Annotated in this window: 9 protein-coding genes; 7 read left to right on the top strand and 2 right to left on the bottom strand. The window is 65.9% G+C overall.

Annotation, left to right across the window (positions count from 1 at the left end):
* Window position 1: 1 nt before the first annotated feature.
* Both BRAD285_RS20395 and BRAD285_RS20390 read right to left on the bottom strand, forming a co-directional pair.
* Window positions 2-505: a DUF3455 domain-containing protein gene (locus BRAD285_RS20395; RefSeq protein ID WP_006614519.1), complete on the bottom strand. Its 504-nt coding sequence runs from the start codon at window positions 503-505 to the stop codon at window positions 2-4.
* Between the two features lie 98 nt (window positions 506-603).
* A complete protein-coding gene (locus tag BRAD285_RS20390) occupies window positions 604-1,818 on the bottom strand; it encodes an NADP-dependent isocitrate dehydrogenase (RefSeq protein ID WP_006614518.1) in 1,215 nt (404 codons plus the stop codon).
* 301 nt (window positions 1,819-2,119) lie between these two features.
* Here BRAD285_RS20390 and BRAD285_RS20385 point away from each other — a divergent pair, with 301 nt between their 5' ends.
* From BRAD285_RS20385 to BRAD285_RS20350, 7 genes are all read left to right on the top strand, one after another.
* The gene (locus BRAD285_RS20385; RefSeq protein ID WP_006614517.1) at window positions 2,120-3,319 is read left to right on the top strand and encodes a TrmJ/YjtD family RNA methyltransferase; all 1,200 of its coding nucleotides are present in this window, start codon (window positions 2,120-2,122) and stop codon (window positions 3,317-3,319) included.
* Between the two features lie 320 nt (window positions 3,320-3,639).
* Entirely contained in the window at window positions 3,640-4,476 is an 837-nt protein-coding gene (locus BRAD285_RS20380) for a lipopolysaccharide assembly protein LapB (RefSeq protein WP_035648292.1), read from the top strand.
* Between the two features lie 291 nt (window positions 4,477-4,767).
* Entirely contained in the window at window positions 4,768-6,480 is a 1,713-nt protein-coding gene (locus BRAD285_RS20375; protein ID WP_006614514.1) for a C2 family cysteine protease, read from the top strand.
* A gap of 518 nt (window positions 6,481-6,998) precedes the next feature.
* The gene (locus BRAD285_RS20365; protein WP_006614513.1) at window positions 6,999-9,116 is read left to right on the top strand and encodes a type I secretion system permease/ATPase; all 2,118 of its coding nucleotides are present in this window, start codon (window positions 6,999-7,001) and stop codon (window positions 9,114-9,116) included.
* 10 nt (window positions 9,117-9,126) lie between these two features.
* Window positions 9,127-10,545: an HlyD family type I secretion periplasmic adaptor subunit gene (locus BRAD285_RS20360; RefSeq protein ID WP_006614512.1), complete on the top strand. Its 1,419-nt coding sequence runs from the start codon at window positions 9,127-9,129 to the stop codon at window positions 10,543-10,545.
* Between the two features lie 141 nt (window positions 10,546-10,686).
* Window positions 10,687-11,805, top strand: coding sequence for a DUF2336 domain-containing protein (locus BRAD285_RS20355; RefSeq protein WP_006614511.1), 1,119 nt, complete (start codon window positions 10,687-10,689; stop codon window positions 11,803-11,805).
* Between the two features lie 27 nt (window positions 11,806-11,832).
* Window positions 11,833-12,057, top strand: coding sequence for a hypothetical protein (locus BRAD285_RS20350; RefSeq protein ID WP_006614510.1), 225 nt, complete (start codon window positions 11,833-11,835; stop codon window positions 12,055-12,057).
* Window positions 12,058-12,106 lie beyond the last annotated feature (49 nt).

Genomic DNA, 12,106 nt, shown 5'->3' with positions numbered 1-12,106 from the left:
CTCACTCCTTTTTCAGGAACACGTAGTCCGCCGCGTAGGCGACGCTGCGGAATTGTCCCGCGGTCTCGCAGGCACCCTCCAGCTTGCCGCCGGCGGTGTTGATCCGCTGCACGGTGGTGATATCGGCCAGGATGCCGGAGCCTTTGTGCGCGGTGGCCGCGAGCTTGAGCCAGGGGATGTCCGCTTCGGTGGCGCCGATGGCGGTTCCGACGACGCGGCCGGTCACGCCCGAGCCGTCCTGATGCTCCCAATTCGGTCCGGCGTAGTGCCGGCCGACGGTCTTGCCGCCATCAAACAAGGTCGCGATCGGTTCGCGGAAGGTCCAGGCGAGCTTGCCATCCTTGTCGATCTTGCATTCGTAGACCTGCGCGCCCTCGGCATGCAGCGTCAGGACCGGCTTCTCGCCGGCGGCCACGAGAGCATCGGGGATCGTGGTCTCGGCGGCCCCGGCGGGGATGGAGAGGGCGCCCAGCAGGAGCAGCGACAAGGTCGGGATCACGCGCATGGTCAAGTCCTCGAGGGTGGCGTCGGACATGAAACGGGCCGCGCTGGCGGCGCGGCCCGTTGATAGGTCACGAATGTGACGGGCGAAAGTGGCGAAACTTACGCCGCCATCGCCTTGGTCAGGTTCTCGGCGATCTTGTCGAGGAAACCGGTGGTCGACAGCCAGCGCTGGTCGGCGCCGACCAGGAGCGCGAGGTCCTTGGTCATGTAGCCGGCCTCGACGGTGTCGACGCAGACCTTCTCCAGGGTGGAGGCGAACTTGGCCAGCTCGGCATTGTTGTCGAGTTTGGCGCGGTGCGACAGGCCGCGGGTCCAGGCGAAGATCGAGGCGATGGAGTTGGTCGAGGTCTCCTTGCCCTTCTGGTGCTCGCGGAAGTGGCGGGTCACCGTGCCGTGGGCGGCCTCGGCTTCCACCGTGTTGCCGTCCGGCGTCAGCAGCACCGAGGTCATCAGGCCGAGCGAGCCGTAGCCCTGGGCCACGGTGTCGGACTGCACGTCGCCGTCATAGTTCTTACAGGCCCAGACGTAGCCGCCCGACCACTTCAGCGCCGCGGCGACCATGTCGTCGATCAGGCGGTGCTCATAGGTGATCTTCTTGGCCTCGAACTTGTCCTTGAACTCCTTGTCGAACACTTCCTGGAACAGGTCCTTGAAGCGGCCGTCATACACCTTGAGGATGGTGTTCTTGGTCGACAGATACACCGAGTAGTTCTTGGCCAAGCCCATGTTGAACGAGGCGCGGGCGAAATCGACGATGGAGTCGTCGAGATTGTACATCTCCATCGCGATGCCCGGACCCGGCGCCTTGAACACCTCGCGCTCGATCACGGTGCCGTCCTCGCCGACGAACTTCATCGACAGCGTGCCCTTGCCGGGGAATTTGAAGTCGGTGGCGCGGTACTGGTCGCCATAGGCGTGGCGGCCGATGATGATCGGCTTGGTCCAGCCGGGGACGAGGCGCGGCACGTTCTTGCAGATGATCGGCTCGCGGAACACGACGCCGCCGAGGATGTTGCGGATGGTGCCGTTCGGCGACTTCCACATCTCCTTGAGGCCGAATTCCTTCACGCGGGCTTCGTCCGGGGTGATGGTGGCGCACTTGACGCCGACGCCGACCTTCTTGATGGCGTTGGCCGCGTCGATCGTGATCTGGTCGTTGGTCTTGTCGCGGCTCTCCATCCCCAGGTCGTAATACTGCAGATCGATGTCAAGGAACGGGTTGATCAGCTTGTCCTTGATGTACTGCCAGATGATCCGGGTCATCTCGTCGCCGTCGAGTTCGACGACCGGATTGGTCACCTTGATTTTTGCCATGATTGATGGGGCCTTCTTGGGAACAGCGCGCCAGGAATGGAAAGCGCTTGTGAAATCAAGCGCGTCATAGCACTGCTGCACCGCATGCGGAAGCGTGCCCGGTAGGCTCCCGGTGCTGATTTTCGCAGCCCGCTCATGCGGTGGGCATGGGCTGCGGGACCGGTCGCCTGCAGCTTCGCGCAAACTGCAAAATTCCGGCTTAAGCCGATTATTTTGCTTGAGAATTCTCGCCAGCCGGGCCAACGGAGCGGGCAGGGCGCTGCATCGGCGCTTCATCTGACATGGAAGTTGAGGACCGATCGTGTCGGGGACCGACAAGACCAAGGCAGGAATCGAGATCGCAGGGCCGGTGGTGATCCTGGTCGAGCCGCAGCTCGGCGAGAACATCGGCATGGCCGCGCGCGCCATGGGCAATTTCGCGCTGACCGAGCTGCGCCTGGTCAACCCGCGCGACGGCTGGCCGAACATCGCGGCCCAGCGGGCGGCGGCCGGGGCCGACCACATCATCGACCATGTCCGGCTGTTCGACACGCTGCCCGAGGCGGTCGCCGACCTTGATCTGGTGTTCGCGACGACCGCGCGCTCCCATGACCAGGCCAAGCCGGTGATGGGGCCGGAGGGGGCCGCGAAGGAAATGCAGAGCCAGATCGCGGCGGGCGGCCGCGCCGGCATCCTGTTCGGCCGCGAGCGCGCGGGCCTGACCAACGACGAGGTCGCCCGCGCCAACCGCATCATCACCTATCCCGTCAATCCGGGCTTCGCCTCGCTCAATCTCGCCCAGGCCGTGCTGCTGATGGCCTATGAATGGTTCAAGCTGGCGACATCGGGCGCGCTGCCGTTCGCGATGCCCGAGCGCTCCGAGCGCGCCAGCCAGGGCCAGATGGAGGCGTTCTTCGAGAACCTCGTGCGCGAGCTCGACCGGGTCGAATTCCTCCGGCCCGCCGAGAAGCGCGAGACCATGCTGGTCAATCTGCGCAACATCTTCTTCCGCATGGAGCCGACGCGGCAGGACATCCATACTCTCCACGGCATCGTGATGGCGATCGCGGAGGGACGGAAGGGCCCGGCCAAGGGCGGCGCGCTCGACAGCGAGCAGGCAACGCGGCTGCGCGCCTTGATCGCGGAGCAGGGCACGATCGCGAACCTGCCGGATTCGCGCGGCTCGCTGCGCGGGTTGGCGCGGCTGCTCCGCCGCAACCCGACCGATGCCGAGCGCGCGCTGTGGCACGCGCTGTCGCGCGATCGCCGCTTCGCCGGCCAGTTCAAGCGCCAGACCCCGGTCGGCCGCCACATCCCGGATTTCGTCTCCTTCATTCATCGCCTGGCGATCGAGCTGGTCGGTCCCGACGAGAGCGAGGGCGTGGTCACGGACCGCGCGCAGCGGCGCGCCTGGCTGGAGAGCCGCGACTATCGCGTCACCGAAGTGAAGGCCGCCGATGTCGAGGCGAACCTCGAAGCCGAGCTGGTCAGGTTGCAGGCGCTGATCGCGGAGACGAAGTAGCGATCGTGTATTTCGATCACCTCGACAGCGGACGCGGGGTTTGTCGTCCCAGTGTCCTCAGCGAGTGCCCGGCGGCGCAACACCGCCCCGAAGGATCTGCTCTCCTGCCGACCAGCAGCTGTCGGATCGGCCTGACACGCCTTGGGTCGCTAACGGATTGCAGCTCATAACGCCGACGGCGAGGTGCCTTTCAAAGCAGCCGAGTCCGCGATTCCGTTTACACCGGCTGAACGATGATTCCCGAATGCAATTGCCGATTGTGGTCCCTCCGGCCGGCATCAGTAACATCAGTGCACCACAACGATAACAGGGGGACACACATGGCGATGCGACGATGGTGCCTGCTCGCAGGTCAGGCGCTGATCATCGGACTGATCTTCAACTCATCAGCGGATGCTGCACCGGCAGACGCGGCACGGTGCACGAGCGGGTCAAACGTCGAGGCGCGCATCGCCGGCTGCACTGCTGTGATGGAGCAGAGAAGGTCGGCGCCCCCGCAGGTGATCAAAGCTCATCTGGCGCGCGCCAGCGCGTATTTCCATCGCGGCGATCTGGACCATGCGATCGATGACTACAAGTGGGTGATCGCCCATGTTTCGGCCGATCCTCTTGCTGCCTATAATCGCGCGCCTGACTTGCGCGCAGGGGAGCCTCTGTCACTATCCAGCGCCGAGCCGGTGCTGAGACGCGATGGCGACCGCGCCCGAGCCTATCTCGGGTTGGGCATCGCGAGCTTCCAGGCCGGCCTGCTGGAGCAATCGCAGGACGAGTTCAAGCGGCTGATCGCGATCGAGCCCGGCAATGCCGCCGCAGCCTTGTGGCTCGATCTGGCTCGCCGGCGCGCCGGACAGGCCAGCGAACTCGCCAGTCACGCGAAGCGGCTCGACATGCGCCAATGGCCGGCGCCGCTCGTCCGCCTGTTCCTCGGGCAGGAAACGGTCGACGGCGTGCTCGCAGCGGCCGACGGCAGCGGTTCAGCCCTGCGCAGGACACGGCGCTGCGAGGCAAGCTTCTTCGCCGGCGAGCTGATGCTGCAGCAGAATCGTGAAGCCGAGGCGATCAGACTGATCGACCAGGCTCTCGCCGGATGCCCGCTCGGATCCGACTTGCGATCGGTCGCGAGTGCGGAGGCGCGCGTTCTCAGCGTCATGCCTTGACCAGGATTGATCCTGGACCATGCAGGGCCGTATCAGCGCGCGAACTCAAACGGCTGGATTCGCGCGCTGAACGTGAGCCCATCGAGCCCAGTACTAATACGGCCTTCGTATCATTTGCCGCCGATCCGTAAATTCCTACCGATCGAGCGGCCCTGGGATACAGCTGATCGAGACAAGTTTCTAAAATTCGAACGGATCGCGCAGCATTGCCGCAACGGCTGATGCGAACGATGGCAAGCCGATCGCGACGACGATCAGGACAGTCACATCGTTCACGGAGAGCCTCGACCAATGCCGATCCAGCCGCAGGGCCTACGCAAGCCGCAGACCGACCAGACCAGCGACCAGACCGCATTGTTCGACAACGACAGCTGGCTCCCACCGGGGCTCACGCAGCTCTGGCTGACCCAGCAGGCTCCGGCTGCAACCGCGACGCCGGCTGCGGCCCCAGCCGCCGATTCCTCGGCGACGATCGCGGTCTTTGGCAATTTCTGCAGCGTCGCAGCGACCCTCACCACGTCGTCGACTACCACCAAGACAGCGGCAACGACGACCAGCACCTCGACGGTCTCCGCGACGTCGACCACCGTCAAGACCACCGCGCCGGCCTGGGTGAACACCCTCACCAACGCCCAGATCAAGACCGACATGACGGCGGCGATTACCAATGGCACCGTCACCTATGCCGGCCTTCTGAAGGTCTTCACCGACATTGATGCGTCGCTCGCCGCGACGAAGACCAAGCTGAGCGCCAGCCAGTTCGCCGACCTCAAGACCATCGCCGCCAATCTCAACAATGGTGTGTCGACCTCGAGCTACCTGACCTACATCACCCAGGCCTTCGTCAACGGCAATGCCGCGAACGCAACCTGGACCGGCGGCGCCGCGAGCTCGGTTGCGCTCGGCAACCTCGCCAGCGGTTCGACCGAGCTGCAATTCGCCGAGCTGATCGGCAAATGGTTCCTCGGCACCGACCTGCCGTCGTCGAAAGTCATCCTCGGCAGCACACAGTTTTCGGTGTCCTATTCGAACTCCACCAAGCCGCTATTCTCCGCCGCCGGCGCCAGCATGAGCGACATCAACCAGGGTTATCTGGGCGACTGCTACCTGCTCGCCGGCCTCGCCGAGGTCGCCTACAAGGAGCAGTCCGTCATCTCCTCGATGTTCACGGCGAACGGCAACAACACCTATGGCGTGCGCTTCTACGTCAACGGCACTGCGCGCTACGTCACCGTCAATACCGCGCTCGCCAATGGCGGCAACATCTTCAACAATGGCGGCGCCGCGATCTGGGCGAGCCTTGCCGAGAAGGGCTATGCCGAGCTGCAGGCCAGCGGTGTCTACACCGGCAACTCGATCAATTACGGCAATTCCTACACCACGATCGGCAATGGCGGCGCACCCGAGATCGCACTGGAGGCGATCACTGGCGCCACCCAGATCACCGACTTCCGCGCCATGGGCGGCTCGTGGGGCAAGGTGGTCTACAACTCGTCGTTTGGTGTGACGAACTATACAACGGGCAATTCGACGTCAGGCGTGCTGTCGACCATCGCGGCCAGTCTTGCGGCGGGCGACGACGTCATCCTGTCGTCCTACACCAATGCGAAGGATTCGACCGGCAAGACCACGCTGGTCGCCAATCATGCAATGTCGATCTACGGCTATAACAGCTCAACTGGCATGCTGCAGGTCCGCAATCCCTGGGGCTCGGCGGCCGGCCAGTATTGGCAGACCACCTTCGAGGTCAGCCTCGCGACCTTGCTCGCGGCCGGCGACACGATCACGATCGACAATGTCGGCGATGCGAAGAAGCTGGCGGCAACGACGACCACCACGTCATCGGGACTGAAGCTCACCGCAGACGTCAACGACCTTGCGGGCGCGGCCTCCGGCTTCGTCCAGGCGATCGCCTCGCTGACCGATGGCGGCTCGTCGAACGTCGCGTTCACGCAAGGTCTGGTTTCGCAGCAGCATACGCTGGCGATGCCGCTGGCGGCGTAACGTCCGAGCAGGTGCGATCTGGCCTCTCTCTGTTAGCAGGTTGCTCACGGTTCGGTGTGCAGCGCCGCGCTTGGCGACTTCCCCTCATGGTGAGGAGCGTCGCCCTTGCGACGCGTCTCGAACCATGAGGCCCCGCTGGTGGCCTCGCCCTTCGAGACGCCCGCCTCCGGCGGGCTCCTCAGGGTGAGGGTTTGCAGTCTGCACAGGGCGACAGCTCGTTTGCTGCGCCGCCTTCGGAGCCGGCTCCTGTAGCCCGGATGAGCGCCAGCCGACGCCTCTTCGACGTCGGCGATAGCGACATCCGGGTTCACCGGCGGCAGCGCGTGAGAACCCGGATGTCGCGTCCGCCTCCGCCCTCCGGGCGAAGGCCGCCGCTCATCCGGGCTACGAGTTCGCTCGCTTGCCAAAGCCGCACCGGGCCGCGTGCATCCCCCGTTAAGCATCCGACTTAACGCCACGCGAACGCAGGTCCCGGAGGGTGTCGGCGGGGACGTCGAACCACGAGGCGGGATCAGTCGATGCAGGCGTGTACGGATCAGGGCGCATGGGCGCTGGCGCTGTCGCTGCATCTGCTCGGGATCGTCGCCGATCCCGGCCGCATCCAGCACGAGGCCGGGCGCAGCGATGCGCTGGAGGTCGATGATCTCTTGCGCGCCACTGCGCGCTTTCCCGTCAAGGCCAAGCTCGTTTCGTCCAAGATTGCACGGCTGAAGTCCACGCCGCTGCCCACGCTCGCCGTGCTCAAGGACGGCGGCTTCGTGGTAATCGGCAAAGTGACGGAGACCGGCGTGCTGATCCAGGGGCTGAACGACGCGGGGCCGCGGCTGCTCACCTTCTCCGAGTTCGAAACGATCTGGTCCGGTCAGCTGATCCTGATCGCCAAGCGGGCGGAGCTGTCGGACACGGCGCGCCGCTTCAATTTCAGCTGGTTCGCCGCCGCGATCGGCAAATATCGCCGCATCCTGATCGAGGTGCTGCTGGCGTCCTTCGTGATCCAACTGTTCGGCCTGGCGACGCCGATGATCTTCCAGGTCGTGATCGACAAGGTGCTGGTGCATCGCGGCCTGTCGACGCTCGAGGTGATGGTCGCGGGTCTCGCTCTGATCGCGCTGTTCGAGGCGGTGCTGTCAGGCTTGCGGACTTATCTGTTCACCCATACGTCCAACCGTATCGACGTCGAGCTCGGCGCGCGGCTGTTCCGGCACCTGATGCGGCTGCCGCTGGCCTATTTCGAGAGCCGCCGCGTCGGCGACAGCGTCGCGCGGGTGCGCGAGCTCGAAACGATCCGGCAGTTCATCACCTCGTCCTCGATCACCCTGGTGCTCGATCTCGCCTTTGCCGCGGTCTTCATCGGCGTGATGTTCCTGTACAGCTCGACCTTGGCGTGGATCGTCTGCGCCACGCTGCCAGTCTATGCGCTGCTGTCGCTCGCGACGACGCCGGCGTTCCGCACCCGGCTCGACGAGAAATTCCGCCGCGGTGCCGAAAACCAGGCGTTCCTGGTCGAGAGCGTCACGGGCGTCGAGACCATCAAGGCGATGGCCGTCGAGCCGCTGATGCAGCGGCGCTGGGAGGAGCAGCTCGCGAGCTATGTCGGCGCGTCGTTCTCCGCGTCGCAGATCGGCAACTGGGCGAGCCAGGCCGCGAGTCTGCTCAACAAGGGCGTCGGTGCGCTGACCCTGTTCGTCGGCGCGGGCCTCGTGATCGCCAACAGGATGACGGTCGGCGAGCTCGTTGCCTTCAACATGCTCGCCAACCAGGTCTCCGGTCCGGTGCTGCGCCTTGTCCAGGTCTGGCAGGATTTCCATCAGGTGCGGCTGTCGGTCGAGCGGCTCGGCGACATCCTCAACACGCCGGTGGAGGCGCAGAGCGGCGGCGCCGAGCAGAACCTGCCGCCGCTGGACGGCGCCATCGAGTTCGAGCGCGTGACCTTTCGCTACGGCCTCAACACACAGCCGGTGCTGCGCGAGGTCTCGCTCAGAATCGGGGCAGGGCAGGTGGTCGGCATCGTCGGCCCCTCCGGCTCCGGCAAGAGCACCATCGCCAAGCTGGCGCAGCGGCTGTATCAGCCGGAAGCGGGGCGCGTGCTGGTCGACGGCATCGACACCGCGGTGCTCGATCCGTCGTGGCTGCGGCGCCAAATCGGCGTGGTGCTGCAGGAGAACGTGCTGTTCAACCGCTCGGTGCGCGACAACATCGCGCTCGCCGATCCCGCGCTGTCGATGGAGAGAATCGTCGAGGCCGCGAAGCTCGCCGGCGCGCATGAGTTCATCTGCCGGATGCCGCAGGGCTATGACACCGTGATCGGCGAGCGCGGCGTGTCGCTGTCCGGCGGCCAGCGCCAGCGCATCGCGATCGCGCGCGCGCTGGTCGGCGATCCCCGCATCCTGATTTTCGACGAGGCGACCTCGGCGCTCGACTACGAGTCCGAGAGCATCATCCAGGCCAACATGCGCGACATCGTGCGCGGCCGCACCGTGCTGATCATCGCGCATCGGCTGTCGACGGTGCGCAGCGCCGACCGCATTCTGACGATCGAGAACGGCGTGATCGTCCAGGACGGCACGCATGAGCAACTGGTGGCCGGCGACGGGCGCTATGCGACCTTGCACCGAATCCAGTCCGCGGGACTCTGAGGAGAGCGCGATGTCTCAACCTGCCAGCCTGCTGCGTGGCTTCTCCTTGGGTGGCAAGACCTCCGAGCACGAGTTCCTGCCCGCAGCCCTCGAAATCACGGAAACGCCGCCCAATCCGCTCGGGCGCATCACGGCGCTGGCGCTGTGCACCGTGACCTTTGCGGCGCTTGGTTGGGCCGTGCTCGGCAAGGTCGATATCGTCGCGGTCGCCAGCGGCAAGGTGATCTCGCATACCCGCACCCAAGTGGTGCAGCCATTCGAGACTGCGAGCGTGAAAGCCGTGCTGGTACAGCCGGGCCAGCGCGTGCGCGCCGGCGACGCGCTGATCGAGCTCGACAAGACGGCAGTGACGGCGGAGGCCGACCGCGCCCGCAGCGACCTGATCGCGAGCCTGCTCGACGAGGTCCGGCTCGCCGCCTTCCTCGATCGCGTGACAAATGGACCGTTCGACCTGGTCGTCGGCGCCGAGCCGCTCGATCGCGCCCGCGCGCAGGCGCAACTCACGGCGCAGCTGGCGATGCGGGCCAGCCAGCTGGCGGCGCTGGCGCAGGAGCGCGCGCAGCACGTCGCCGAGCGCGAAGCGCTGCAGCAGACGGTTGCCAAGTATGAGCAGACGCTGCCGATGGTGACGCAGCGTGCCGACATCCGCACCAAGGCGAGCGAGATCGGCAACGCCTCGATCATCGCCCGTCTGGAGAGCCAGCAGCTGCTGGTCGAGACCCGCTCCGAGCTCGAGATCAACAAGGCCAAGATCGTTGCGCTGGATGCCACCATCGCCGGCCTCGATCAGAAGATCGCCGCGACGGAAGCCGACATGCGCGACAAGGCGATGCGCGATCTCGCCACCGCGCGTGAGCGTGCCCGCGGCGCCGGCGAGTCCCTGACCAAGGCCACGCGTCGCGCCGAGCTGCAGACCTTGCGCGCGCCGATCGACGGCACGGTGCAGCAGATGCACGTCGCCGCCGCCGGCGCGGTCGTGACACCGGCGCAGCAGTTGCTGTCCGTCGTGCCCGACGACGACCGGATCGAGGTCGAGGCTGTGGTGGAGAACCGCGACGTCGGCTTCGTCGAAGCCGGCCAGCGCGTCGAGCTCAAGGTGGACGCCTTCCCGTTCACGCGCTACGGCCTGCTCGGCGGCAAGGTGACCTCGGTCGACCGCGACGCCGAGGCGGCGCCGGTCAATCCCAACGGCGTACAAGGCGCCGAGCGGCAGGCGGATCAGACCGACCGCGTCGAGGCGAGCGAGCGACTTCGCTACATGGTGCACATCGCGCTCGACCGTGCGACGCTCGACGTCGACGGTCGCATGGCAACGCTCGTGCCGGGCATGTCGGTAAAGGCCGAGATCCTGACCGGCAAGCGGCGCATCATCGACTTCGTGCTGGCGTCCTTACGCGAGCACGTCCACGACGCCATGCGCGAGCGCTGATCGCCATGCTTAACGCCCTGCGGTGCATTTGAGCAAAAACGTAACCTCAAATCCGCACGCGCTCGCTTACGGAACGCTGGCGTTCGAGAGGTATGTTCGTCAGCATTCGCTTTCCTCATTGCGGTGTTGTGGCTTGTCATCATGAACGAGACGAAATCGATGTTGCGCGACCTGGAAGACGCGATTGCGCGGGGCACGGCCGACAGCCGCGAGCGCGCGCTGTGGCATGCGACCGATCTCCTGTTGGCCGGCCGCTATTGCGAGGACGAGATTTCGACGTTCGGCGAGGTGATCGGCCGGCTCGCCGACGAGATCGAGGTCGAGGCCCGCGCCAAGCTCGCCGACCGTCTTGCCAGGATCGAGTACTCGCCGGCCAGCGTCATTCGCAAGCTCGCCTTCGACGACGAGATCTGGGTCGCCGGCCCGGTGCTGCGCGAGTCCGAGCGGCTCGACGACGCGGCGCTGGTCGAGAATGCCAGCACCAAGAGCCAGGCGCATCTGCTCGCCATCGCCGAGCGCAAGACGCTGAGCCCGGAGGTGACGGACGTGCTGGCGCGGCGCGGCGACCGCGATGTCGCGACCGCGGTGGCGCGCAATCACGGCGCGCAGTTCTCCGGCGCGGGCTTCCTGCACATGGTGAAGCGCGCCGAGAACGACTCCATCCTGGCCGAGCATCTCGGTCGCCGCCTCGACATCCCCCGCCATCTGTTCCAGCAGCTGATCGCCAAGGCCTCCGACGATGTCGGCAAGCGGCTGGCGAGCGAGCGCCCGGAGCTGCTCGGCGAGATCGAGAGCTCGGTGGCGAACATCGCCGGCGATCTGCAGTCGAAGTTCGGGCCCGGCTCGCGCAACTACTTCGTCGCCAAGCGCACCGTGACGATCCAGCACCGCCTTGGCAATCTGCACGAGAGCACCATTGCGGGCTATGCGACGGCGCACAAGGTCGATGAGGTGACGATCGGCCTCTCGCTGCTGTCGGGACTGCCGGTCGACGTCGTCGACCGCGCGCTGTTCGACCGCAACCGCGAGATGCTGCTGATGCTCGCCAAGGCGCTCGGCTTCTCCTGGGATACGATGATGGCGCTCGCCTTCCTCGGCGCCCGCGATCACAAGATCACCGCCGGCGAGCTGGACGAACTCGAGCGCGACTATGCCCGACTGCAGACGCAGACATCGCGCAGCGTGCTCGAATTCTATCAGTCGCGCAAGAATGCCGGGAAGGCTGCTGGCGCGCACGCGCCCCGCGCAGTCGCTCATTGAGGTCAGCAGCAAGACAGGTGACCGCGAATGACTGCCATGGGACGTCATCTCCACAGCGCGCAGCGGCCGGGCAACCGAAACGCCGCGGCCGACCGCGCCGCCGTCGATGCCGCCTGGCACGTCCTCGAAGCCGCCAATGAGCTCGGCGACGAAACCACCGTCGCCGCCTGCCGCCGCATCATCGATGCGAGCTTGAACGGTGTGGGGGCGGACAACGCGGATCTGCAGCGCGTGGCGGATTATTTCCGGTAGGTCTCGCCGCGTGTTCACCTGAGCAGCAGGACGAGTCCTTAAAGCGCGA

The sequence above is a fragment of the Bradyrhizobium sp. ORS 285 genome (genome assembly GCF_900176205.1).
Lineage (GTDB): Bacteria > Pseudomonadota > Alphaproteobacteria > Rhizobiales > Xanthobacteraceae > Bradyrhizobium.
Note: the sequence above shows the minus strand (reverse complement) of the source record. Positions and strands in the feature narration are given on the sequence as shown.

What these genes read in the sequence shown, in the direction of transcription:
- BRAD285_RS20390 (WP_006614518.1), bottom strand. Translation starts at nt 1,818, where the DNA reads ATGGCAAAAATCAAGGTGACCAATCCGGTCGTCGAACTCGACGGCGAC.
- BRAD285_RS20395 (WP_006614519.1), bottom strand. Translation starts at nt 505, where the DNA reads ATGCGCGTGATCCCGACCTTGTCGCTGCTCCTGCTGGGCGCCCTCTCC.
- BRAD285_RS20365 (WP_006614513.1), top strand. Translation starts at nt 6,999, where the DNA reads ATGCAGGCGTGTACGGATCAGGGCGCATGGGCGCTGGCGCTGTCGCTG.
- BRAD285_RS20360 (WP_006614512.1), top strand. Translation starts at nt 9,127, where the DNA reads ATGTCTCAACCTGCCAGCCTGCTGCGTGGCTTCTCCTTGGGTGGCAAG.
- BRAD285_RS20355 (WP_006614511.1), top strand. Translation starts at nt 10,687, where the DNA reads ATGAACGAGACGAAATCGATGTTGCGCGACCTGGAAGACGCGATTGCG.
- BRAD285_RS20380 (WP_035648292.1), top strand. Translation starts at nt 3,640, where the DNA reads ATGGCGATGCGACGATGGTGCCTGCTCGCAGGTCAGGCGCTGATCATC.
- BRAD285_RS20375 (WP_006614514.1), top strand. Translation starts at nt 4,768, where the DNA reads ATGCCGATCCAGCCGCAGGGCCTACGCAAGCCGCAGACCGACCAGACC.
- BRAD285_RS20350 (WP_006614510.1), top strand. Translation starts at nt 11,833, where the DNA reads ATGACTGCCATGGGACGTCATCTCCACAGCGCGCAGCGGCCGGGCAAC.